Annotated in this window: 25 protein-coding genes and 1 pseudogene; 16 read left to right on the top strand and 10 right to left on the bottom strand. The window is 48.8% G+C overall.

The genetic code is table 11. The annotated features are described in order from the left end of the window. The first annotated feature begins 39 nt into the window (after window positions 1-39). The 11 genes from DYD62_RS21130 to ntrC all read left to right on the top strand — a co-directional run bounded on the left by DYD62_RS21130 (window position 40) and on the right by ntrC (window position 8,189). A complete protein-coding gene (locus tag DYD62_RS21130; RefSeq protein WP_207916516.1) occupies window positions 40-327 on the top strand; it encodes a DnaJ domain-containing protein in 288 nt (95 codons plus the stop codon). Beyond that, on the top strand, window positions 324-863 hold the full coding sequence (locus DYD62_RS21125; protein ID WP_115229885.1) for a hypothetical protein: 540 nt from the start codon (window positions 324-326) through the stop codon (window positions 861-863). The genes DYD62_RS21130 and DYD62_RS21125 overlap by 4 nt, the downstream gene beginning before the upstream one ends. Window positions 864-935: 72 nt before the next feature. Next, a complete protein-coding gene (locus tag DYD62_RS21120; RefSeq protein WP_115229884.1) occupies window positions 936-1,700 on the top strand; it encodes a hypothetical protein in 765 nt (254 codons plus the stop codon). Window positions 1,701-1,709: 9 nt separating this feature from the next. Then, on the top strand, window positions 1,710-2,906 hold the full coding sequence (locus DYD62_RS21115) for a hypothetical protein (protein WP_115229883.1): 1,197 nt from the start codon (window positions 1,710-1,712) through the stop codon (window positions 2,904-2,906). A gap of 107 nt (window positions 2,907-3,013) precedes the next feature. Next, window positions 3,014-3,451 (top strand): DUF6249 domain-containing protein, encoded by a 438-nt coding sequence (locus DYD62_RS21110; protein ID WP_115229882.1) that lies wholly within the window; start codon window positions 3,014-3,016, stop codon window positions 3,449-3,451. Continuing rightward, window positions 3,444-3,899 (top strand): GNAT family N-acetyltransferase, encoded by a 456-nt coding sequence (locus DYD62_RS21105; protein WP_115229881.1) that lies wholly within the window; start codon window positions 3,444-3,446, stop codon window positions 3,897-3,899. Before DYD62_RS21110 ends, DYD62_RS21105 begins: the two co-directional genes overlap by 8 nt. Window positions 3,900-4,006: 107 nt before the next feature. Further along, a complete protein-coding gene (locus DYD62_RS21100; RefSeq protein ID WP_233702991.1) occupies window positions 4,007-4,660 on the top strand; it encodes an HAD family hydrolase in 654 nt (217 codons plus the stop codon). Further along, window positions 4,660-4,953 carry an Rdx family protein gene (locus tag DYD62_RS21095; protein ID WP_115229879.1) on the top strand — a complete coding sequence of 98 codons (294 nt, stop codon included), beginning with the start codon at window positions 4,660-4,662 and terminating at the stop codon, window positions 4,951-4,953. The genes DYD62_RS21100 and DYD62_RS21095 overlap by 1 nt, the downstream gene beginning before the upstream one ends. A 117-nt stretch (window positions 4,954-5,070) precedes the next feature. Then, window positions 5,071-5,550, top strand: a complete 480-nt coding sequence (locus tag DYD62_RS21090; protein WP_115229878.1) for a DUF4124 domain-containing protein — start codon at window positions 5,071-5,073, stop codon at window positions 5,548-5,550. Window positions 5,551-5,724: 174 nt separating this feature from the next. Beyond that, entirely contained in the window at window positions 5,725-6,780 is a 1,056-nt protein-coding gene (gene glnL, locus DYD62_RS21085) for a nitrogen regulation protein NR(II) (protein ID WP_115229877.1), read from the top strand. A gap of 8 nt (window positions 6,781-6,788) precedes the next feature. Further along, window positions 6,789-8,189 (top strand): nitrogen regulation protein NR(I), encoded by a 1,401-nt coding sequence (gene ntrC, locus DYD62_RS21080; RefSeq protein ID WP_115229876.1) that lies wholly within the window; start codon window positions 6,789-6,791, stop codon window positions 8,187-8,189. Between the two features lie 77 nt (window positions 8,190-8,266). On the opposite strand, the gene DYD62_RS21075 is transcribed toward ntrC, so the two are convergent. The 6 genes and pseudogenes from DYD62_RS21075 to DYD62_RS21050 form a co-directional block, all read right to left on the bottom strand. Further along, a complete protein-coding gene (locus tag DYD62_RS21075) occupies window positions 8,267-8,965 on the bottom strand; it encodes an outer membrane lipoprotein (protein WP_165928666.1) in 699 nt (232 codons plus the stop codon). 244 nt (window positions 8,966-9,209) lie between these two features. After that, window positions 9,210-10,829 (bottom strand): methyl-accepting chemotaxis protein, encoded by a 1,620-nt coding sequence (locus tag DYD62_RS21070; RefSeq protein ID WP_115229874.1) that lies wholly within the window; start codon window positions 10,827-10,829, stop codon window positions 9,210-9,212. Window positions 10,830-11,002: 173 nt separating this feature from the next. Beyond that, entirely contained in the window at window positions 11,003-11,851 is an 849-nt protein-coding gene (locus tag DYD62_RS21065; protein WP_115229999.1) for a Rossmann-like and DUF2520 domain-containing protein, read from the bottom strand. 160 nt (window positions 11,852-12,011) lie between these two features. Further along, entirely contained in the window at window positions 12,012-12,473 is a 462-nt protein-coding gene (locus tag DYD62_RS21060) for a YehS family protein (protein ID WP_115229873.1), read from the bottom strand. Window positions 12,474-12,634: 161 nt separating this feature from the next. Further along, window positions 12,635-15,456 (bottom strand): annotated as a pseudogene (locus DYD62_RS21055) (valine--tRNA ligase). A 78-nt stretch (window positions 15,457-15,534) separates the two neighbouring features. Next, entirely contained in the window at window positions 15,535-16,452 is a 918-nt protein-coding gene (locus tag DYD62_RS21050) for a LysR family transcriptional regulator (protein ID WP_115229998.1), read from the bottom strand. Window positions 16,453-16,591: 139 nt separating this feature from the next. On the opposite strand from DYD62_RS21050, the gene DYD62_RS21045 reads away from it, so the two are divergent. Both DYD62_RS21045 and DYD62_RS21040 read left to right on the top strand, forming a co-directional pair. Further along, window positions 16,592-17,362 carry an SDR family oxidoreductase gene (locus DYD62_RS21045; RefSeq protein WP_115229872.1) on the top strand — a complete coding sequence of 257 codons (771 nt, stop codon included), beginning with the start codon at window positions 16,592-16,594 and terminating at the stop codon, window positions 17,360-17,362. Between the two features lie 61 nt (window positions 17,363-17,423). Beyond that, entirely contained in the window at window positions 17,424-17,843 is a 420-nt protein-coding gene (locus tag DYD62_RS21040) for a hypothetical protein (RefSeq protein ID WP_115229871.1), read from the top strand. Window positions 17,844-17,886: 43 nt separating this feature from the next. Here DYD62_RS21040 and DYD62_RS21035 read toward each other — a convergent pair whose 3' ends face one another. The 4 genes from DYD62_RS21035 to DYD62_RS21020 form a co-directional block, all read right to left on the bottom strand. Further along, entirely contained in the window at window positions 17,887-18,618 is a 732-nt protein-coding gene (locus tag DYD62_RS21035; protein ID WP_132038659.1) for a hypothetical protein, read from the bottom strand. A 5-nt stretch (window positions 18,619-18,623) separates the two neighbouring features. Then, entirely contained in the window at window positions 18,624-19,052 is a 429-nt protein-coding gene (locus DYD62_RS21030; RefSeq protein ID WP_115229869.1) for a DNA polymerase III subunit chi, read from the bottom strand. A 115-nt stretch (window positions 19,053-19,167) separates the two neighbouring features. Beyond that, complete coding sequence (locus DYD62_RS21025; RefSeq protein ID WP_115229868.1) at window positions 19,168-19,656, bottom strand: hypothetical protein; 489 nt, start codon at window positions 19,654-19,656, stop codon at window positions 19,168-19,170. 113 nt (window positions 19,657-19,769) lie between these two features. Continuing rightward, the gene (locus tag DYD62_RS21020; protein WP_115229867.1) at window positions 19,770-21,239 is read right to left on the bottom strand and encodes a leucyl aminopeptidase; all 1,470 of its coding nucleotides are present in this window, start codon (window positions 21,237-21,239) and stop codon (window positions 19,770-19,772) included. A gap of 83 nt (window positions 21,240-21,322) precedes the next feature. On the opposite strand from DYD62_RS21020, the gene lptF reads away from it, so the two are divergent. From lptF to galE, 3 genes are all read left to right on the top strand, one after another. Next, window positions 21,323-22,381 carry an LPS export ABC transporter permease LptF gene (gene lptF, locus DYD62_RS21015; protein ID WP_115229866.1) on the top strand — a complete coding sequence of 353 codons (1,059 nt, stop codon included), beginning with the start codon at window positions 21,323-21,325 and terminating at the stop codon, window positions 22,379-22,381. A gap of 1 nt (window position 22,382) precedes the next feature. Further along, the gene (lptG, locus tag DYD62_RS21010) at window positions 22,383-23,462 is read left to right on the top strand and encodes an LPS export ABC transporter permease LptG (RefSeq protein WP_115229865.1); all 1,080 of its coding nucleotides are present in this window, start codon (window positions 22,383-22,385) and stop codon (window positions 23,460-23,462) included. Between the two features lie 71 nt (window positions 23,463-23,533). After that, window positions 23,534-24,544: a UDP-glucose 4-epimerase GalE gene (galE, locus tag DYD62_RS21005; RefSeq protein WP_115229864.1), complete on the top strand. Its 1,011-nt coding sequence runs from the start codon at window positions 23,534-23,536 to the stop codon at window positions 24,542-24,544. Window positions 24,545-24,669 lie beyond the last annotated feature (125 nt).

The following is a 24,669-nucleotide window of genomic DNA, read 5'->3' as shown; positions in this document are numbered from 1 at the left end:
TTACCTGCCTCTATCTGCGCTTTAGGAAAGAAAGCCCACATGTCTGTTATTCAAGATCATTATGCAAAATTAGGCGTTTCACCCACAGCCAGCATCGATTTAATTAAATCCGCATACCGCAAAAATGCAGCCCGCTACCACCCGGATAAAAACCCGGACCCTGCAGCAGTTGCACAATTCAGAGCCATTCAGGAAGCATATGAAGTGCTGGCCGACGCAACACGCCGCCAGGCTTACGATGACTACCGGCAGCGCAGCCTGATCGACAATCCACAAGAGATTGCCCGAGAGATTGCCGAAAAATATATTAAAGGAATTACCCAGTGAGCATTTCCCCATACTTTGCTGATCTTTACGCCAATTACGAAGCCGAGTTAGATGATTTATCCAGCGATTCCGAGGGAAAATCCGCTCTTAAAAAACGGCTTAATGAAAAACGTCAGGAAATTGAACATATCCTGCCAATGATTGAATTTGCACCAGAAATGGTTGCCGTTATTTTTCATAATGCTTTCAGCTTTAATAACCCCAAAGCCATGCAAAGTATTGTTTTCAGTGAGCCTGAAGGCTATGGCGATGACTTTATTTCCTGGGATGAGCTAAGCAGCCACTTAAGCATTGCCAGCTGGGCGGATAAATTAATTGATGCCACTTTAAATACAGAGGGCGGTGATCAGTTTATGGTTATCGCCGCTACATTAGAGTTTATGCGCAGCATTGGCACGCACACTCATTATGCACAGGCAGAAGTAAGCGAGCACGAAGAGGAAGATGACGAAGACGGAGCACTGCAATTAGATGAATCAGGTTCAGACTGGCTGAGTGAGCAAGGCTTTGAATCAACAGAAGCTGAAAACAATTAAGTAAATACACCGGCTTGTTCTAAGCTCAATACGGCTTAGTCATTAACCCGATAAAAGATAAAAGGATTTCGCATGCATCCAGCAATTATTAATGCATCAAAATTAATTTTGACCGGAGATATCAGCGGTGCAGAAAAAGCACTTTCGGATATTGCCGATCAGCAGGGCGATTATGCGCTGGCTGAAATTTTAGAAGACGTACCTGCCAAAGATTTATTAGCCATTATGCGTGAATACGATTCATCTAAAGAATCAGTACTCAGCTTGCTGGTCACGCCTGAGCAATTTGCCCGGGCCATTGTTTTAGATTCGCAATATGGCGATCGCACAAAAGATAAACTGCGCGCCATGATTAATGTCGTTATTTATAAGCACTCAGATGCTGCCGAAGAATATCTGGAAGCCATTTATGAAAACAAACCTGCCGGGGTAGAAACCCTTGCGGATTACTTTCATGATTTTCACGAAGATGTCTTTAATTTTGTCCTGCACGCCAGCAATACCAGCGTAACGCTCCCTTTTATGAATGACGATGGCAGCAGCACCACAGATGAAATCAAAGAATTTTTTGAAGTATTTCATTCTGCAGAACACATCATTGATAAATTAAAATGGAATATCTCCCGCGCAGAAATTGCAGACAGCGATTGGAAAGAAACGATTTGGGTGCTGTTCCACGAGCTGCCCGATGCATTTGATCACCTGATTCTTGAGCTGCAAGGCCGGGTACTCGCCAAATATCTCAAAGCTGAAAGCAAAGCACCAAGCAACGCCATGATTGAAGATCTGCTCAAAATGATTGATCTTGAAAGCGATGCTGAAGAATCTGCAATTTAAAGGGAAAGTATGAGTACAGTCTCTACCGCATTATCCACCATAGACAGCCGCAGATTCTTTGATAAAGCCCTCAGCTACGGCGTAACAGAGGGCCTTATTTCAGCAGAAAAATTAATACAAATTCAAACTGATTTAGCCAAAGGCATGGTGCAGATCGCCAATTATTTTGGTACAGCCTATCTGCGCCCGGATATTGAATTATCACTGATCCGAATCGTGAATTTAATCAGCCTTTATCTTGAAGAAATATCCAAAGGTGATCTGCGGCTTGCTGCGCTGTCTTTAAGCAAAAACACCCTGCTATCCCATTCTAAAGCCGGTGCGGATATGCTTAGAAAGCTGCATGCCATGCCACAAGATACTTTACTGGTCAGCAAATCAGGCGAAGAGGCAATCGGCTATCTGAATCAGCAAACGGCACAAGAGCGCATTTCATTTGCCAAATATCTGGAAGAATTAAAGCAAAAACAGCAATACCAGCAAAAAATTGATCTTGGGTTTTGGCTGGCAAAAAAATTAGCGCTGGCTGCTAATGAGTTTTGCGATGCAGAATCGCTGATTCAAACAACCATGCTGATATTATTGAATAAAGATGCAAAATTAAAACTTCCCAACCGGGCAGAGCTGAATAAGCTAATTAAAGCAGCCAAAAAATCAAGCTTGGATACAGAGCGATTTAATCATTTTTTTGCAGCTGCACCTATCCTGATACAAAATACAGCGCAGTCAGAAATGGCCAGATTTATTGCCTTTGAGCTTCCTAAAATCAAGGCCGCTCAGTTTATGCCGGAAACCTGCTATATTCTTGATGCTGATATCAGCGAAATCAGCAATCACGATCATCAGTTGGCCCAAAACTGGCGCAAGTTAAGCCACGATAATGATGAGCAATGCATCGCAACATTATTTTTATTAGCTGCAACTGAGCTGCCATTAAAATCTTCTCTGCTTAAAAGGGAAGCAAAAGAGCTGATTAGCAAATACAGAGAATCAGGCTTTAATCCTGAATCCATCAGACAATTTATTGAGCATATTATCCCAGTGGCTTATCAGGAAGAGCTCACCAAGTATTGGAATAGCGATTTAAAAAACACGGCAAGTTACGAGCTGGCCAATGATGATCCGGAACGCCCAGATTTTTATATGGAAAGAGCGCTTAAGTACCTGCAATCAATTTGTAATGCAAGCTGGAAAGGAAGGAATTAACGCTGATTCTACCAGCAGTCTGTCCTTGCAGGCAGCCCTGTTATTTTCTTGCCTAAGTCGGCGTTATGACGTCAGAATAAGCACCCTGATTGCTTAAGGAAAACAACATGAATGCCTTGCAAGCCCTCCTCTCAGCAGAAATTATTATCCCGATTGTATCTATTTTAATGCCGGTGTTTATTGTGGCCATCGTGTTTTACTTTCGCCATCAAAAGCTTCAATTGCAACATGAAACCATTCAAAAAATGCTGGCGAAAGACTTACCTATTCCCCCCGAGCTGTTTAATACGCCATCTAAAGCATGGGCAGAAGACTTATATTCTGCCAAAGCAGGCAAAGGTGCTAAGGACCATCCAGGCAAACGATTACACGCGGCATGCACCCTTATCGGGATAGGGGCAGGTTTAATGGTGTTTTTCCACTTCAGTGGTTTTTCACCCGTTTTATGCTGGGCTGGCGCTATTCCACTCGCGCTGGGTATAGCCCGATTACTTGCAGTATTGCTTGAACCACTTGTATCTGAAAAGGTAAGTATTGATGACTAAACCGTGTTTTATCCGCTATGCCAATTTAGATGATTTAAACCAATTAGCCCCTTTATTTAATGCTTATCGCATTTTTTATCAGCAAGAGAGCAATCTGCAAATTGCGCATGATTTTTTGCAGCAGAGGCTGGCATTAAATGAAAGCGTCATTTTATTGGCCAGCGATCAGGAAGGTAATGGGCTTGGCTTTATCCAGCTTTACCCTTCTTTTTGCTCTATTGCTGCAGCCAGAGTCTGGGTTTTATATGATTTATTTGTTGATGAAGCTGCCAGAGGCCAGGGTATCTCGCGCTTGCTGATGGAAAAAGCCCGCCTTCACGCCATACAAACCGGCGCAGTACGCCTCGATCTGTCTACTGCCCATAGTAATCAGCGCGCCCAGGCCTTATATGAATCTCTGGGCTACCAAGCTGACCAGACTTATCGATATTACAGCTTAGAAATTTAAACTGATATATGAAATATTGATCACATCAGTCAGTTTTTTCAAAACATAAGTTGCTGAATATTAAATAACTATGGCTGTCATTTAATAAGTAAAGCTCAGGGGGTACAATGGCTCGTCTGTCATTCCCTGAGTTCACCATGACTATTCGCGCCGTTGTCTTTGATTTTGGTGGTGTTTTATTTGATTGGAATCCCGAATATCTTTATCGTAAATTAATTAGCGATGAAAAAGAGCGGGCCTTTTTCTTAAGCCATGTGTGTAATGGCGAATGGAATATCGAACAAGACCGTGGCCGCAGCATTAGCGATGCCACCCGGATCAAACAAGCCGAATTCCCTGAATATGCTGATTGGATTGCCGCATTTTATGCTCGATGGCCAGAAACATTAAATGGCACCTTGCCTGATGGTGTTGCACTGATGGAACAATTAGAAGCGGCCAAGGTGCCACTTTATGGCTTAACGAATTGGTCGAATGAAACCTTTCCCTATGCATGGGAAAACTATCCTTTGCTTCACCGTTTTAAAGACATTGTGGTTTCTGGCCGCCTCGGCTTAATTAAACCTGATCCGGCCATTTATCAGGCCATGTTTGAAAGAATTGCGCTTTCTATCCAAAATTTACAGCCTAATGAGCTGGTTTTTATCGACGATGTGGCAAAGAATGCGAATGCGGCAACAGAATCAGGCTGGCATGGTATTCACCATACAAGTGCCCAAGAAACCACATTACAGCTCCATCAATTAGGCGTGCAATTTTAATGACGATTCACCACACTCCCCGTGTAAGCATTTTGTACTGCACTCAGTGCAACTGGTTACTTCGCTCGGCCTGGCTTGCACAAGAGCTGCTTTCCACTTTTGCACAAGAGCTGGGAGAAGTCGCTTTACAACCTGGCACGGGAGGTGTTTTTGTTGTGCACTGTATGGATACGCTGATCTGGGATAGAAAAATCGAAGGGCGATTCCCTGAAGCAAAAGAGCTGAAACAAAGGGTCAGGGATTTAATCGCTCCGGAAAAACCTTTGGGCCATAGCGAAAAGCAAGCAGACTAAACGTCAGATCCAATCATCAAAACACTGAAAAATACAGCTGCAGCTGAATAAGCGCTTAGCGAACACTAGCAAACTTGCTTATGTTGATTTAAACCCGTCCTGTGTTAAGTTACGCCCATGCTTAAGTATCTTTTTATTTCTATCCTATGTATTGCCCCGCTGGCCCACGCTGATATCTATAAATATGTGGACGAGCACGGCAATGTTACATTTTCAAATATTCCCATGCGTAATGCACAGCGTATTCTGGCAGAGCCGGGTGCGCTTATTCCTGCCCCACGCTCACGTGGTAATTCCGCCCCTAAGGAGCGCAGCCCGCAAACCGCCACGCCAGGCAATTTCCCGCGTGTTGACGCCGCAACGCAAAAAAGCCGAGACAGTAACCGCCAGCTGATCCTGAACGAAGAACTGGCCAGTGAGCAAAAAAATCTGGCCGAAGCACGCCGCTTACTCGCAGAAGCAGAAAGCAGCAGAAGCGCAGAAGAAAAAGCCAGCCCGCAAAAGTATGTCGAAAAAATGGGCCGCATTCGCAATAATATGACGCTGCATGAAAAAAACATCACTGCCCTGCAATCCGAAATCAGCCGCCTGCGCTAAGCAACTTCCCATCGCTTACTCTTCTTTCTGACGCACCATCAGCTTAAAGCAATGCACCACCATGGTGCATTGCTCGTGTATGCTTCAGTCTGAAGCAGCAAAACTGGCCATTCTTCTGCTGGCCCGCAAATTGCTAGAACCCCATAGATAAACGATCTTACAGGGCAAGCCGCCATGAGCCATTCTGCCTTTTCCGGTCTTGAGTTTCTGGACGATGCCGTGATTGCCGTTGCCGCTGACGGTACGCTGGTTTACGTTAATCCTGCAGCAACCGATCTGCTAGGCCTGCGCCAGGATGACGTGGGAATGACGCTATCCGCCACTCTAGAGCCTCACAGCCCGATTGTGAGTGCGGTCATCACCGCCTGCACAGAAAATATCAGCATTACCGAGCACGAGCTGCTGCTCTCCACCAACCATGGTGATGTCTACGTTACGCTCACCGCCAGCCCCATCGAAACCAGCGCGGCAGCGGCCCTTGTCGAAATCCGCCAAATGGATCAGCAAAGAAAAATAGTCAATGAAGCTAGGCTGCAAGCACAGCAGCAAGCTAACCGTGAGCTGATCCGCAATCTGGCACACGAGATTAAAAACCCTTTGGGCGGAATACGCGGCGCGGCGCAATTATTATCCAGCGAGCTGCACAGCCGCGAGCTGCAAGAATATACCCAAGTGATTATTGATGAATCGCAGCGCCTGCAAAGGCTGCTCGACCGTCTGCTTACGCCCCACCGCCTGCCTAAGCTCACCGAATTAAATATTCATGAAGTATTAGAGCGCGTACGCAGCCTTGCTTTGGCAGAAACCCCCAATGGCTTATCTGTAAAGCGGGATTACGACACCAGCCTGCCCAGCCTGATTGCCGATCAGGAGCAGCTGATACAAGCCGTGCTTAATATTGTTCGCAACGCTGTGCAGGCCATGGCAGGCGTGGGTGAGATTTTCCTGCGTACCCGGATCGCGCGACAGGTCACCTTAAACCGCCGTCGTTTTCCGCTTGCGCTGCAAATTCAAATTATTGATAACGGCCCGGGGATTCCAGATTCGCTTAAAGAAACACTGTTCTATCCCTTAGTTTCAGGCCGCCCTGGCGGCACAGGTATCGGCCTGCATCTGGCCCACACTTTTGTAGTACAGCACCACGGTACGATTGAATTTGAAAGCCGTCCCGGCCAAACCTGCTTTAGCCTGCTGCTTCCACTCAATGGCTGGCAATATAAACCAAACTAGGAGACCGTATGAGCGCTGTCTGGATTATTGACGACGACCGTTCTATTCGTTGGGTGTTTGAAAAAGCCCTTGTCAGAGAAAACATCTCGCATTCCAGCTTTGCCTCTGCCACCGAAGCGCTGGCAAAACTATCACAGGAACAACCTCAGGCTATCGTTTGCGATATCCGTATGCCAGGCGAATCCGGCCTGCAATTTTTAGAAATTGTGAAGCAAGACTGGCCCGATCTGCCCGTGATTATCATGACGGCCCATTCTGATTTAGACAGTGCCGTATCTGCTTTTCAAGGAGGGGCCTTTGAATATTTGCCCAAGCCTTTTGATGTAGACCAGGCCACCGCCTTAGTCAGACGCGCCATAGAAGAAAGCGAGCGTTTTACCCGGCAGGAGGGCGGCCCCGCACCTGCAGACTCGCCCGTGCCAGAAATCCTAGGCCAGGCCCCTGCCATGCAGGATGTATTCAGGGCCATTGGACGCCTGAGCCAATCTGCGGCCACCGTACTGATCACAGGAGAATCAGGCAGCGGTAAAGAGCTGGTCGCCCGTGCGCTGCACCGGCACAGCCCGCGCTCTGCCCGCCCCTTTGTTGCAATCAACACAGCGGCGATCCCAAAAGATTTACTTGAGTCCGAATTATTCGGTCATGAAAGAGGCGCTTTTACCGGCGCGGATGCCAAACGACAAGGCCGCTTTGAGCAGGCCGAAAGCGGCACGCTGTTTTTAGATGAAATCGGCGATATGCCGTCCGAGCTACAAACCCGCCTGCTGCGTGTTTTATCAGATGGCTTTTATTATCGGGTGGGCGGGCACCAGCCCATTAAAGCCAATGTGCGCGTGATTGCAGCAACTCATCAGCATTTAGAAGAGCGCGTCAAGCAAGGACAATTCCGGGAAGATTTGTTTCACCGACTGAATGTCATTCGCCTACGCTTACCTGCACTGCGGGAGCGATCTGAAGATATCCCGTTGCTGGCGCGTTTTTTTCTGAGTAAATCTGCTGCAGAGCTGGGTATCGAAGCAAAACGCCTGAGCGATGATGCCATGGCAAAGCTGGCCGCTTTTAGTTTTCCCGGCAATGTGCGCCAGCTGGAAAACCTTTGCCACTGGATTACCGTCATGGCCCCCGGCGCCTTCGTACAGGCAGGCGATTTACCACCGGAGCTCAATAACGGCGAAATACTCAGCAAGAGCGGAGACTGGCTGAGCCACCTTGCTGTTGAGATCAGCCAGCGCCTCAGCCGTGGCGACAACCGTATTCTGGACGAGCTGACCCCCGCTTTTGAGCGCATAGTGATCGAGCGTGCCCTTGCCTTTACAGGCGGAAAACGCATTGAAGCGGCAGAGCTGCTTGGCTGGGGCAGAAATACACTCACCCGAAAAATTCAGGAACTCGGCATGGAGAATAATTAGGTTTAAGCTTCAGAGATAAAACGATCAGCCAGCAAAAAGCCGCATTACTACGGCTTTTTGCTGCAATCCTAGGCTGATCAATTACCAGATTGCACGATGCTGTCACCACTCGTACGTACACGATCGCCCTGATTAAACGGTGGCCGCTCTTGGAAGCTATAAGTGCGCTCGCTTTCATCTTCAAACGACACACGTACTTCATAAACCGTCACACTGCGATATTGTTTTTCTGCCTGATGGCCAGCAACAGCACCGCCAATCGCCCCCAGTACTTCTGCCACAGTACGTCCATTACCACCACCAATCTGATGGCCAATGACGCCTCCCAAAACGCCGCCAGCAACAGCGCCACCACCAGAAGCCTCACCTTTTTTCTCAATGCTACGGATTGAAATTACGCGGCCGCAGCTTCGGCAAATTTCTTTAGGAGGCAAAGGGCGCAGAGTTGGATCAGGTTGAGCCACTTCAGCAGGTTTAGCCACCGGCTTGGTCACAACCGGCTTAGGTTTGGGTGTCGGATGTGGCTTTGCTACAGGGGCAGGGGCAGGGGCCGCCGTTGGCACGGGCAAAGCAGTTGGTAATGCAGTAGGCGCTGGCGTAGCAAGCAGAGCCAGCACGGGTGCGCTGGCAACGGCTGGAGCCGATGCAACAACAGCCTGTGGCTCTGCAGCAGGTTTACCGATAAAGCCCAGCCAATTGGCCATACCTACACCTGAAGCCAAAATCACCGAAGCGGCCGCAGCTAAAAATAGCGGATGAGTTTTAGGCTCTGACATCTTGCATCTCCAAAAAAATATAGCGGGCAGGCTACTCACGCACATTGCGTAAAAACTGAGCTTACTTTCAGAACTGCCCTATGCCGCTATCCTGCCGTTTTTTTATAAAAAATGCAGTGAAAATCGACACTAACACGGAGGTATTTTTCACCTGATGATTACTGTAAGTACTTGTTACTGATTGTTTTTTACCGCGCACAAAAAAGGCCGTGCTAAACACGGCCTTTGCTGGAGCTTTAAAAGCTTACAATCTGAATTGTTTAATCAAAACTTCCAGCTGATCCGAAACCTGTTTAATAGACTGTGCAACCGCTACAGTACTTTGCGCTGCATCTAAAGTACCGGACGAAAAATTAGCCACTTCATCCACATCATTACGGATCGCCTGGCTGGATTGCACCTGTGCCGCTAATGCATCACCAATCAGACCAACCACCAATGCCGTAGCCGCCGATTCTGCCCGGATTGCTTTGACTGCTTCGCCACCTTCTTTTGTCTGTCTTATCCCTTCTTTAAGCTGAACCACCATCCCATCCATGCGTGATTTGGCTGTCTGACCACTATCCTGCACCGCATTAATGGTGTCGCCAATTTCTCGTGTAGCGGTACTAGTACGCTCTGCCAGCTTACGTACTTCATCGGCAACCACAGCAAACCCACGGCCCTGCTCGCCCGCTCTTGCCGCTTCAATCGCAGCATTCAGAGCAAGCAGATTAGTCTGATCAGCCACTTCACGGATTACCGCAATAACCGCAGAAATGCTGCCTACCCGCTGTGCCAAATCATCAATACTGCTTTGAGTTTCGCCAACCGAATGTTCAATTTCCGAGAAACGGTCAACTGCAGCAGAAATCACAGAAAGCCCCTGCGCAGAAATTTCTGTAGCGGCCTCACTTTGCCCTTTGGCTGTTTTTGCCTGCTGCTCTGCCTGCTGGGTCTGCTGGGTAAACTCCACAGCCGTCTGAGCAATTCTCGATGCCGCCTTACTTTGTGCGCCAACGTACTGATTACTGCTTTCCGCCTTAGCCACAATTTCATCACCGGATGCATGCAGGGTATGTACTACAGATGACAGCTGCGAAATCACATCACGCAAAGATTTACGCATCCGCAGCACCGAGCCGTAGATACTTTGTGCAGCTACATTGTCATGGCGATCGTCGGCTTGTAAATTACCATCCGCCACAATCTGCACCAAAGCCATCACATCATCAGGCTCTCCGCCCAGATCACGCAATAAATTACGCACGGCAGCCAGCATAATCGCAGCAACGATCGCGGCAACGCCCAGACAGATCAAAACCTGCCAGCGGGCATTGCCCCAAAAACGCGCATCTGCCTCTGCAAAGCTGATTCCATTACCTACAACCCAGCCCCAGCGTGGTGTTTTTTGAGCAACAGAAAGTAAATCAACGACTTTGCCATCACGCTTGGAGGTCCACCAATATTCAGTGAGCGCACCACCAGATTTATCCAGTGCAGCCTGAGCAATCGCCCCCACGCTATTGCCCGACGCATCTTTAAAATCATTAAAACTGGTGCCGTGCAATTGTGGATCGAGCGGCGTGGCAACAAAGTTTAATTTATCATCCACCACATAAACGTATTCAGACTTATGGTATTTATTTTCCCGCAACAATTGAGTGGCAATCTCTTTAGCCTGAGCCTCGGGAAGCTTTCCTGCTGCGGCTAAGTTTTCAAGCTGCACAATGCCGTTATAGGTGCTGCCCATTAATTGTTTAATACGGGCACTATTATCGTCATTACTGGCCTGGCGCATCGTCCAGAGCCCAACCAGCATGATGCCGATTAAAGCCAGCAATATACTAAACGCCAGCAGATATACTTTTTTACGTAATGACATCAATCATTCTCCCCAAAGCTTTCTGAATTTTTTCTTAACCATCTTCTGCTTATATACGGTGAGTCAGTAAGGAATGCAAGAAGAAAGCGGCCTTTGTCCTTAATCTGGCGAGAAAATTACAATTCACTTTTTTTAAAAGATTTAATACCTTTTAAACCAGCGCATCGTTTACTTTATGAAAGTCTTTGAGAAAGAGCAAGTTGCTGTACAGCAGACAACCTGTCCCCGGCCAGATTAATTGTCGCCAGCCCCAAGCTTTGATAGCAATGCCGGATATTGATATCGTTTAAAACGCTCAGGTGTTTATCTATTGTGCCCTGATCACCACGCACAATCGGCCCTGTTAATGCCGCAGCTGGCCCTAATTTTTTGATATTGCCTAAAGTTTGCTGCATTAAATTATGAATCAATAACTGAGCAATCTCTTCGCTGATTCCTGCCTGCCCGGCCGTTTTAACCGATAAATCAGCGAGGGTAACTAAATAATTAGCCGCCATAGATAATGAGGCGTGATAAGCCGCCTTGCCTCCTTCTGCTAAATAAAAAGGCTTTCCGCCTAAAGCTCGCGCAAAATCATGCAAAACTTCACACGCTTTTGCATCTCCCTCAAGGGCGCAAAGTGTGTCTGCAAAAGTGCTCACGGCCCTAGCCGGATCAGCAAAAGAAAAGGCCGGATGCAAACTGGCAATCGATGCGCCCGCCGCTTTTAAAGGAAGAAGTAAAGAGGCTTCAGAAACACCGCTGGCATGGAACACCACATTACCCGCCTGCACTACACCACATGCAGCCAGCTCCTTGGCCTTCTCCGCAATCAAGCCATCCGGCACGGACAATAGAAATAAATCAGCGCGAGGTAAATCGGCCAAAGTAGCGCAGGCCTGCCCTGCCCCTATAAAAGCCACCGCCTCTCTGCTGTTGGCCAGTGTACTGGCGCAAACCCCAGCGATTTGATAATGCGTCGTTGCCAATCGGGCAATTGATTTGCCCAAACGGCCAGGGCCGATGATATTAAGAGTGAGCATAAAGACACCTTTGCAAGCTGGCTGACTACTTAATGCATGTTTTTTTGTGGCATCGCCCTTGCACTCTTTTGCTTTAAAAGCATGATTAAGACTTATAAAATCAGCATACAAGGTTGGGTTAAGCGATAAAACTTGCTAACCCAACCTACAGTGACAGCAATTAACCGCGCAAACGCAGCGTTAAACCTTTTAAAAAGTTTCTTAGCAATTGATCGCCACAGCTGCGATAGTGCTTATGATCTTTTTTGCGGAATAAAGCGCTTAATTCTGGCTTAGATACATCAAAGCCTGCCGCAGCCAGAATACTGTGCATATCTTCTTCTTTTAATTCAAAAGCCACGCGCAACTTTTTAAGGGCCATATTATTGCTCATTGGCAATTCAATAGGCTGTGCCGGGCGGCTTTCATCTTTGCCACGCTTATGGAATACCAAACCATCAAGGAAATAGGCCATTGCTTCATCGCTGAGCTCCGAATAGCCTTCTTCATCTTCTTTTTTCAAAAAAGCGGCTACGTCTTCTTTACTGATATCAAAATCAGCCAGTTTAGCAATCGCTACAATATGAGCATCGCTTAAATCCAGCATATAACGCACACTGCGTAAAATATCGTTATTAATCATTTTGTTTCCTTTATTGCTGACACAGAAGCCCGGTATCAAATTGCATCAGACTTTTTAAATGCGCTGGCATAACGTGGGTGCATGCTGCCTGCCCATTGTTTATTTAATAAAAACAGGCTGCACAAGGCAGCCTGTGTGTAAGTGCTAATCGTGCAAAAGACTTATGCTAATTTGGCTAATTGGCTTTGTAATTTAGCCAATTTCTCAGCAAATTCAACCATCAGGCCCTGATCTTTTTCTACCAGATGTGCCGGTGCTTTATCCAAATAGCCTGGTTTTTCAAACTTGGCTTTAATTCTTTCCAGATTTTCGCTCAGTTTGCCAATTTCTTTGGTTAAACGCGCTGATTCTGCTGCTTTATCAATTTCTACCTTCAGCATCAGGCGCGTGCTGCCGGCAACGGCCACCGGCGCATCGTCTTCAGGCAATTGCGCCACGATGGTCACGCTGGCAAGCTTGGCTAATGGCACTAAGTAAGCCGCGTACTGCTGCAGCTCGTCTCCGCCTTCCAACAGTAGCGGTGTTTTTTGCGATGGGGATAAGCCCATTTCACCGCGCAAATTACGCACCGCAAAGGCCAGCGCTTTTAAGCTTTCAACCTGTGCATTAGCCGCTTCGTTAATCTTGCTTAAATCAGCCACTGGCCAATCGGCCACCATAATGGATTCGGTCTTTTTAGCGTTAGCCAAGGGAGCCACAACCTGCCATAGCTCTTCGGTAATAAACGGAATAATCGGGTGAGCCATACGCAGCGTAGTTTCTAATACGCGAACCAGCGTGCGGCGAGTAGCACGTTGCTGTGCTTCGTTGCCAGATTGCAATTGCACCTTAGCCAGCTCGATATACCAATCGCAGTAATCGTTCCACACAAACTCGTAAATACCCTGAGCCGCCAAATCGAAGCGGAAGGTATCCAGCGCGGTACTGACATCATGCTCAGCCTGCTGCAAGCGGCCAATCATCCATTGATCCGCAAAGCTGTATTCCAGCGGTAAGGATTCGTCCTGGCCTACATCTTTGCCTTCCACATTCATCAACACATAGCGGGTGGCATTCCACAATTTATTGCAGAAATTACGATAGCCTTCGCAGCGATGCTGATCAAAATTGATACTGCGGCCCAAAGTAGCCAGCGATGCAAAGGTAAAGCGCAGTGCATCGGTACCAAAGGCTGGAATACCTTCTGGGAATTCTTTCTTGGTTTTAGCCGCGACTTTAGGCGCAGTTTCTGGGCGACGCAGGCCGGAAGTGCGTTTTTCCAGCAGCGTTTCTAAATCAATACCGTCGATCAAATCAACCGGATCCAGTACATTGCCTTCCGATTTAGACATCTTCTGCCCTTCACCATCCCGCACCAAGCCGTGGATATACACATGCTTAAACGGCACTTTGCCGGTGAAGTGCTTGGTCATCATAATCATCCGGGCTACCCAGAAGAAAATAATGTCAAAGCCGGTAACGAGTACCGATGAAGGCAAAAATGCATCCAGCTCAGGCGTGGTTTGCCCAGGCTTCCAGCCTAAAGTAGAGAACGGCACCAGTGCCGAGCTGAACCAAGTATCGAGCACATCCACATCGCGGCGCAGTGTTTTGCCCGGCGCTTGTGCTTCGGCTTCCGCCTGATTGCGTGCAACATAAACTTTGCCGTCTTCATCATACCAGGCCGGAATCTGATGACCCCACCATAGCTGACGGCTAATGCACCAGTCCTGAATATTATTCAGCCACTGGTTGTAAGTGTTCACCCAGTTTTCTGGCACAAACTTAACTTCACCATCTGCCACAGCTTGCAGCGCTTTTTCGGTGATGCTTTGGCCGGTTTCATCGGCCTTACTCATGGCCATAAACCACTGGTCAGTCAGCAAAGGCTCGATCACCGAACCCGTACGATCGCCACGTGGCACCATCAGTTTGTGTTTTTTGGTCTCGAGCAAGAGGCCCTGCGCATCCAGATCGGCCAGCATGGCTTTACGCGCATCGGGTGCGGTCATGCCAGCGTAGGCTGCAGGTAAATCAATACTGCCCAGTGCATCGCCATCAAAGCTAAATACCTGCGCCTTAGCCAGAATAGTGGCTTCCAAGCTCATCACATTGATTAGCTGGGTGTTGTGGCGCTTACCTACCTGGTAATCGTTAAAGTCATGCGCTGGGGTGATTTTTACAAAACCGGTACCAAAAGCCGCATCCACATAGTCGTCAGCGATGACGGGGATTTCACGACTGGTCAGTGGTAATTGCAGCGTTTTGCCAATCAGATGGGTAAAACGCTCGTCGTCTGGATTGACCGCTACGGCCACATCGCCGAGCAGTGTTTCAGGGCGAGTAGTAGCCACTACGATAAATTCATCGCTGCCCACAACCGGATATTTGATATGCCACATATGGCCGTCTTCTTCCTCGGAAACCACTTCGAGGTCGGAGATGGCGGTGCCTAATTTAGGATCCCAGTTAGACAAACGCTTGCCACGGTAAATCAGGCCCTGCTCAAACAGGCTGACGAATACTTCGGTCACCGAGCCAGAGCATTGCTCGTCCATGGTGAAGTATTCACGCTGCCAATCGACCGACGCACCCATGCGGCGCATTTGCTGGGTGATGGTGGCACCCGATTCTTTTTCCATTCCCAGATTTTTTCTACGAACTTCTCGCGGCCCAGTTCATGACGGCTCACGCCTTGAGCATCCAGCTGGCGCTCCACCACGATTTGCGTGGCAATACCGGCGTGATCTGTGCCTGGCTGCCACAGGGTATTCTCGCCCTTCATGCGATGGTAGCGGGTTAAGCCATCCATAATCGTTTGATTGAAGGCATGGCCCATATGCAAAGTGCCGGTCACATTAGGTGGCGGCAGCTGAATGCAGAATGACGAAGTAGCTTGCATATTTGGCTGAAAGTATCCGGCTTTCTCCCACTCTGGGTAGTAGCGGCTTTCGATCTCAGCGGGCTCGAAACTTTTAGCGAGTTCTTTAGGCGTTGTGCTCATGGGAAAAAGGCTCAGTCGTTCATAGATTAACCCGCGATTATATCCTTAACCTGCCTGCTTCATGTAGCACTCACGCCATTAAACAGCGGGAATAAAACACCCTTCGGCTAATTCACCGGCCAATATGCCCGACATCCACGCCACAAAAACCTGCACACGCTGAGAGCTGTGCCGCTGATAAGGATAAAGCACCGATACCGGCAGCGCAGCAGCCTGGTATTGCGGCAGGACTTCAATCAGCTCTCCGCTGGCAAGATAGAGCGCCGCATCATAAGTGGGCACCTGAATCAAGCCCAGCCCCGCCAAGCCGCAAGCCAGATAGCTTTCCGCATTATTTACCGTGACCCTAGCTGGCATCGTAAGGCTAAGGTTTTCACCGTTTTCCGTATATTCCCAACACGCCGTTTGCTCGGATAAAGAGCGGCTGTAGCCCACCATATAATGCTGGCTTAATTCCGCCAAAGACTGAGGCTCTCCCCATTGCTGGATGTAGCCAGGGCTGGCGTAATTACCCTGGGGCAATAAGCCAAGTCGCTTAGAAACAAGCCGATCCTCTTGCAAAGCGCCTACCCGCAGCACGCAATCCACGCCTTCGCGCAGTAAATCAATCACATGATCACTCATGCCCATTTCGATATGAATATCGGGATAGCGCTGAAAAAACGCAGGCAAGTGGGGCGCAATCAGGCTGCGGGCCATGCGGGTGGGCACGTCGATCCGTAACAGGCCCTGCAAGCCTGATTCCCGGAACAATTGCGCCGTTTTATCCAGATCAGCCAGCATGCGCTGGCAATGCGCATAGTAGCTGCGCCCGTCGCCAGTCAGCTCTAAATGGCGGGTGGTTCTGCTTAATAATCGCGTGCCTAAATGGCTTTCCAGCTGTTGCAAAGTGGTTGAAGCCACCGGGCGCGACAACTGCATCAGCTCCGCTGCGCGGGTAAAACTGCCACTGTCGCTTATTTGCACAAACAGGCGCATTGCTTGAATTAAATCCACAGCCGCTCCCATTGTTTTGCCAGACAAAATAGTGTTTTCATTTTAGCCGTATTTATCCCCATGAGGCTGCGCAGCATACTGCATTCACTTCTTCTGAGCGTTGATTTCAGCCCGCTCACTTTATTAAAGGAATGCAGAAATGTCCAAACACACACTGGCAGGAAAAGTTGTTGTTATCGGCGGTGGCGCAAAAAACCTAGGCGGGCTGATCAGCCGCACCCTAGCCGCAGAAGGCGCATCCATTGTAGTTCACTACAATAGCGATTCAACTGCGGCGGCAGCGGCAGAAACCGTGGCGGCGATTGAAGCCATGGGCGGCAAAGCATTTGCCATTCAGGGAGACTTAAGCAAGGCAGCCAACTGCGTGGCTTTGTTTGATGCAGCCGTAAAACGCTTTGGCGGCGTGGATATTGCCATCAATACCGTCGGCAAAGTGCTCAAAAAAGCGATTGTCGATGTCAGCGAAGAAGAATTCGATGAGATGAGTAGTATCAACAGCAAGGCCGCATTTTTCTTTATCCGCGAAGCGGGTAAACATTTAAACGACAACGGTAAGATCTGCACCATTGTCACCTCGCTGCTGGCCGCCTACACCGGCTATTACTCAACTTATGCGGGCACCAAGGCCGCCGTTGAGCACTTTACCCGCGCGGCCGCCAAAGAATTTGGCACTCGTGGTATTTCTGTCACCGCAGTCGGCCCTGGCCCAATGGACACGCCTTTCTTTTATGCTCAGGAAACACCAGAAGCCGCAGCTTATTTAAAAGCATCGGCGGATTTAAGCGCCTTTAATCAATCAGGCTTAACTGAAATCGAAGACATCGTGCCTTTGATTAAATTTCTTGTCACCGAAGGCTGGTGGGTGAACGGGCAGACCATTTTTGCAAATGGTGGATTTACCACCCGCTAATTAAGATAGCGACCAAAGCGTCAGCAAATGGGCTGGCGCTTTCGCACACCAAGGATCAGCCATGAAACTGTTCGCCCTTTTATTAATCGGCATTTTATACAGCCCGCTCAGCCAAGCACAAAGCACAGAAGGCTTGGATAAACTCAGCAATCCACTGGTGAAATCAGCGGTAAAAGCGATGAGTGATAACGACCGAGAAAGCTGGATGAAACTCTTCTCCCCCAAGGCCGTGATCAGCGACGATGGCAAGGAAAGAGAATTTATTCAGTGGTCAGACAGTGAAATATTTGGCCGCTTACGCGCTTATATCGTACTGGGCAAATCGCGTGGCTACTTTAAACGCATCGATAAAGAAGATAATCAGGGCCTAAGCATTTACGGTTTTTTCCACACCGATCGCTGGGGTGAGTTCAATACCTATATGCACTTTAAAATCGAAAACAATCAGATTATCAGGCTGGATGTGGGGCAAATTAAATAGCACGGTGGTTGATTAAATAACGGAATGCACCCGCTATTTAATTCTAACCATGCTTACGCAGCTCTTCTTTCACCAGCTCTTCTACACGCGGCAAAAGTTTTTGCTCAATTTCGATCGTCATATCGCTCATTAAGCGGCGCAGCGTGTCTTCGTAAAATGTACTCATCAGGCTGGCAAAATGCTGGCGGGTAAGCTGCTCTACCTCGGTGGCAATTTCAACACCCAGCTGCGCTGCAACCGTTGCACTTAATTCGGCAATGACCTTCTCACTCAGCCCAGGTGCTTCAGGCTCCGTTTCTGCAGGCGCAAGCTCTGGCTCAATCGCGGCAAAAAGTGGCTCATCTTCCCACTCCGCCTCATCAGCAACACTGACCAACTGGATGCAAGACAGGTCTTCGACTTCAGAGATTTCTTCGGCAACCGGCAAATCCACAGGCGATTCTTCCCAGCCACTACCCCATGGATTAGCCTGCGATAAGGCATTTAAATCTAGCAAAGGCAGGTCTAAAAACTCCACCACGGGTGCAGCAACCGGCTCGGGCTCAAAAATCTGTACTTCTTCGTCTTCAACGATCTCCTCTGCCGCAAAAAATTCTTCCGGGGGAAACATTAAAACATCATCAAAAACTGCGACTTCGTTCACGGCCTCGGTCAGCACCGGGATATCATCAGCCTCGTCCAGCAATACAGGGATAGCCTCAGCGGCCGCCGCGCCGCCGCGGTGACGCGCCAGTAAGGCATCCATTTTATCAAATAAGGGGCTTGATTCAGACACGCGGCTCATCCTGCCCTATCCATCATATCGAAAGAAGTAGGCTTAAAACCTTGGGCCACATAGGCTTTCCAGCGCCCGCGTGCCAGATTACGCGCCTCTTCATCAATCGGAACAACTTCTACAACCCGCTGATAGCGCTCAAAGCCCGCAGGCAAGCCATTGGTCCAGTTAAAAAGTAGCTGCCGGGCCGGCAACAGCTCGGGGCGATAATCCAGCACAATAGGGGTATCTGCAACATTGGCATCATCTGCAGCACAGTGGGGTAAAAAACCCGTCTGCGGTACTTCCCACAGCAAGCCATCCAACGCAACAGCAGCGGCTTGGCTGTCCGCGAGGATATTGATACTTAAACGCTTGGCCAGCGCTTTGCTCACCAGCTGGCAAAGTGCATGCTCACGATTAGGTACATTGAAGTAGAAAGAAATTTCAGTCATTAAGCTTAAGTAAACCGTATTTTGTATTTAATCCCGGAGGATTAATTTAAATGCTAAGAAATATCGTTGCGATCAGCCATTACAAGTAAGTATAACAACTCATGTTTAACTTATTTTAAAGAGACCAGCCGCCTGCCTGTGCAAGAGCACCTTTTCTTTTGTCAAAGTACCAGCAATTTGAAGTAAGTAAAGGCCCAAAGTAACAAAGAATGCCGCTGCCTTTAGGAAATTTAAATGAAGCCGAAATACCTTCGGATGTCATAGCGGTTTTTTTTATTTCCTGCGCTTTTTTGGGCCCATAGCAATTGAGCTCAAAACGCGTCACATCAAACTCATCGCGATTATAAAAATCTTTTGCCTGCATGGTTTCTAAGAGCTGAATTTTATCCTTTGCATCCAGCCAGATCACACGAATCAATCTAGCTTTCTTATCTCGGATAGCAAAAGCCGATTCCCCCCTGATGCCCATCAAATCGCCAGAACATTTTCCAATCAGCGCATAAGAAGGAAACTGAGCGGCTATCGCAGCAACAGGCTCTGCCCGGGCGGAAAAAGAAATCACACAAAAGGCCAATACAGCGCTCCACTTAAGCAGCATATGCATCAGTGAATTCCTAGCTAACAATCATTATTAAACTGATAAAAAGCAGATGCGATAAGTCAACAGCCCGCTCAGAAGTAAATCCTTCTGGGCGGGCTGTTTAACAGCAGGCTAAATTATTTCTTTTTTGCCGCAGCACGCTGAGTTAAAAACTCAACCAGCAGTGGCACAGGACGGCCTGTTGCGCCTTTTGCCGCGCCAGACTTATGCGCCACACCCGCGATATCCAGGTGAGCCCATGTGTATTCCTTAGTAAAGCGGCTAAGGAAAGCAGCAGCGGTAATCGATCCCGCAGCACGGCCGCCGATATTGGCCATATCGGCAAAGTTGGATTTTAGCTGTTCCTGGTAATCATCCCACAGCGGCATGCGCCATGTTTTGTCACCGGTTTCACGCGAAGCTTTGATCAAATCATCGGCCAATTGATCGTTGGTGGTGAATAAACCACTCGCCACATGGCCCAGACCAATAATAATGGCGCCGGTCAGTGTGGCAATATCAATCACCAGCTCTGGCTCGTAGCGTGCGACATAAGTCAGCGCATCGCACAGAATCAAGCGGCCTTCGGCATCGGTGTTCAGGATTTCAATCGTCTGACCGCTCATCGAGGTTACGATATCGCCCGGTTTCACCGCATTGCTAGAAGGCATGTTTTCGCAAGTCGGGATCACGCCCACCACATTGATCGGCAGGCCTTGCTCGGCGATGGCGCGAATCACGCCCATTACCGTAGCAGCACCGCACATATCAAACTTCATTTCGTCCATCTCTGCGCCGGGCTTGAGCGAGATACCACCCGAATCAAAGGTAATCCCTTTACCCACCAGCACTACAGGCTTCTCTGATTTTTTACCGCCATGGTATTCCAGGCAGATCAGCTTAGGCGGCTCGATGCTGCCTTGGGCTACCGACAAGAATGAGCCCATGCCCAGCGCTTCCATTTCTGGTTTTTCCAGCACAGTGCATTTCATTTTGTAGCTGGCAGCCAAAAGATGCGCTGCATTAGCCAAATAGGTAGGGGTACAAATATTGCCTGGCAGATTGCCTAAATCACGGGTTAAATTCATGCCGTGGCCCAGAGCAACACCGGCTTGCAGGCCATTCTCGGCTTTTTCTACTTCGGATTTTTTGCTTACGGCAATATTTACAGCCGTTAAAACCGAAGCGGCTTCAGGCTCAGATTTAAACTGCACAAAACGGTAGCTTTCAAAAACCAGCGCTTGAGCGATAATAGCGGCCGCCTCTTTCAGGCCCAGTGCTTTTGCAGCAGCAATCGCTAAGAAAACATCTGCAGAAGTGGATTTACCACCCACTAAAGCTTTAGCCGCAGCAAGCGCTGCCTTACGGAACGCATCTGCATCCAGTTTTTGCTCGTCGCCAAGCTGTACTAATAGAACGCGGCGGCCTGGCAAGGGAATATATAAAGTGGAGCCAACGCTATCGCCCAATTCATTGCAGGTTTCTGCCAACCAACCGTCTTTGTCCAGACCTGCTGCAAGTGCGACAAGTTGTGTACCAAATACCGGCAGCACCAGACAATCTGCTGCTGTTTTTTCGGGGACAGATAGATTTATGCTAAATTCCATTATTGCTTCCTATTGCTAAGTTTAAAGGCCGCGAAAATTTCGCTCGATTATTTCCTAGTACCCCCGCAAAGTCAAAAACGCCCATGTTGTTTCGTAAAAGCCTAATTCAAGAAATGTCCTGGGTCGCCCTTGGGGCCTTCTTCGTCTTGCTCATGCTGATCATGACGACGCAAATTGTACGCCTGCTCGGCCAAGCCGCCATTGGTGCTCTCGCCAGTTCTGCGGTCTGGGCCATGATGGGCTTCGCTGCAGTGCGCTATCTGCCCATTCTATTATCACTGATGCTGTTCTTTTCGATCTTGGCTGTATTAACCCGGCTATGGAAAGATCATGAAATGGTGATTTGGTTTGTCAGTGGCCGCTCAATTATGAGCTTTATCCGGCCTGTCCTCGAATTTACCATACCTGTAGTGATTCTTATTGCACTGTTATCGCTGGTACTCTCTCCATGGGCCTTAGAAAAAGGTCAGGAGTACAAGGAAAAATCACTTTCCCGCCAGGAAGTCACTCAGGTTGCGCCCGGCGTATTCAGGGAATCTCCTGCTGCTGATCGCGTATATTTTGTTGAAAACTTCACCGGCGGTAACGGCAATAATGTGTTTGTGCAATTACGCCGCGACGAAAAATTAACCGTGATTCTGGCAGAAAAAGGCGGCCTTTATCTGGATAGCGATGGCTCCCGCTGGCTGTGGCTCGCCAAAGGCAAATCCTATGAAGGCCTGCCCGGTACTGCTGCTTATGAAACACTGGAATTTGAAAATGCAAGGCTGCGTATTGAAGCAGGTGAAAGCCCGCGCTCCAGCCCGTCTACTCAGGCCACCAGCACGATGGCACTCTGGAACAGCAAGCTGCCGGAGCATCAGGCAGAGCTAGCCTGGCGCATAGCCATTCCTATTTCAGCGCTGATATTAAGCCTAGCAGCCATTCCGCTGGCATTTTTTAACCCACGTGGCGGGCGAGCCTCTAATTTATTGGTCGCTATTTTTTCCTATTTCTTTTATTACAACTGCATCAATATTGCACAGGCTTGGCTTAGCGATGGAAAAATCCCGCTCATGCTGGGTATGTGGCCGCTGCATGCGGCAGCGCTGTTGATTACGCTGGGGCTGTTTGCCTGGCGCGGCAAGTTGCGGGGAAGTTGAAATGAGTCTCTTATCTCGCTATTTAATGCGCGAACTCTCGCTGTTTATTTTATTTGCCCTGATTGGCCTGCTGGGTCTTTATACCTTTTTTGATTTGATTGCCGAGCTGACCGATCTGGGTGTAGGCGGCTATCGCCTCAGCGATGCACTGATTTTTGTGGCCCTACGTGCGCCCGCAAATGCTTATGAGCTTTTGCCCATTGCCGTACTGATTGGCGGCATTTTTGGCCTTTCGCATTTATCCGGCTCATCCGAGCTGACGGTGATCCGCGCTTCCGGCGTATCACTCAAACGGCTTTTACTTTGGCTTTGCCTGATTGGTGTATTTTACGGCGCAATCACCCTGCTGCTGGGCGAATACATTGCACCGGCGGGTAAGCGCATGGCCAATCAGCACCGGCTGGCTGCTACGCAATCGATGCTTGTAGGCGATTTTCGATCGGGAGTCTGGATTAAAGACGGAAAGCAAATTGTAAATATCGCTGAAATGCTGCCCGACTTAACCGTTGTGCATGCACGCATTTACGAGTTTGGCAAAACACTTACGCTGGAAAGAGTGATCGAAGGACATAACGGCCGCTTTCAAAGCAAAGGCAACTGGACACTGCAAAAAGCCACGGTGACGCAGTTTTTGCCCGAACACGCGGGTGTTGCCCTGAGTAAACCCGCTGTATTTAACTGGCAGACCTCCATTTCCCCCGCCATGCTGGCGGTGCTGCTGGTAGAGCCTGCTCAGATGTCTGCCACCTCTTTACTCAGCTATATCGATCACTTAAAGCGCAATAAACAAAAAACATCACGCTACGAGCTGGCGCTATGGGGCAAATTATTTTACCCGCTGGCCTGTTTATCCATGGTGCTGATTGCCCTGCCCTTTGCCCAAAGCCAGCGCCGCAGCGGCAATGCGGGTGTGCGCGTTTTTATCGGCATCGCCTGTGGTTTGATTTTTCACTTTGCCAATCAGATTGTGGTGTATTTAGGCGACTTATATAACTGGCCGCCGCCGATTGTTGTTTCTATCCCTACCCTGCTTTTTCTCTCTGCAGCAGCTTTTATGCTGTGGCGGCAAGAACGGCGCTAAGAAATAGTCAATTTGTAAGGGGGTTTGCCCATAATTCATGGCAAGCACCAGCACATCAACAGGAGTTTTCCATGCACGTTTTACTGACCGGCGGAGCGGGCTATATTGGCTCGCACACCTATATCGAATTGCTTGCAGCTGGCTTTAAACCGGTTATTTTTGATAACTTTTACAATGCCAAGCCAGAAGTCCTGAACCGAATCGCCACCATTACCGGGCAAGCAGCCGAATATGTAGAAGGCGATGTGCGCGATGCGGCAGCTTTAAAAGCGCTGTTTCAACGCTACGACTTTAGCGCCGTCATCCACTTTGCTGGCCTGAAAGCCGTGGGTGAATCGGTTGAAAAACCGCTGATGTATTACGACAACAATGTGGTGGGTACCCAGCGTCTGCTTGAAGCCATGCAGGATGCAGGCGTTAAAAACCTAGTGTTCTCATCTAGCGCCACCGTCTATGGCGACCCACACGCCGTACCGATTACCGAAGATTTTCCGCTATCCGCCACCAACCCCTATGGCCGCTCCAAGCTGATGGTTGAAGATATCCTGCGCGATATTTTTAAGGCCGATAGCAGCTGGAACTTTGCCCTACTGCGATATTTCAACCCGGTTGGCGCGCATATTTCTGGCCTAATCGGTGAAGACCCTCAAGGTATTCCAAACAACCTGATGCCTTTTGTTGCGCAAGTAGCCGTAGGCAAACGTGAAAAACTCTCCGTATTTGGCAACGACTACCCAACGCCCGATGGCACAGGCGTACGTGATTATATCCACGTGGTTGATCTAGCCCGTGGCCATGTCAAAGCCTTGCAAAAACTGGCAACTGTACCTGGTTTAGTCACCGTAAACCTAGGCACAGGCCAGGGTTATTCCGTGCTGGACATGGTAAAAGCCTTTGAAAAAGCCTCAGGCAAAACCGTGCCTTATCAAATTGTGCCGCGCCGCGCTGGCGACATCGCCGCCTGCTACGCCAACCCGGCATCAGCGCTGGCCGTACTGGGCTGGAAAGCTGAAAAAACCCTTGATGATATGTGTCAGGACAGCTGGAAATGGCAGAGCCAAAACCCGAATGGCTTTAATTAATTAAACAGCCGGGCCAGAAAATTACGGCAGGGAAATTTAATTCAAAATAAAACAAAGGCGCATTTTTATGCGCCTTTGTTGCATTCAAACCATGAGGCAGCCAGCAACTGCGACAGCCATGCACC

Origin of the sequence: Iodobacter fluviatilis, from assembly GCF_900451195.1 — a bacterium.
Classification (GTDB): Bacteria; Pseudomonadota; Gammaproteobacteria; order Burkholderiales; family Chitinibacteraceae; genus Iodobacter; species Iodobacter fluviatilis.
The sequence above is the reverse complement of the archived record's forward strand: the minus strand, read 5'-3'. Positions and strand labels throughout refer to the sequence as shown.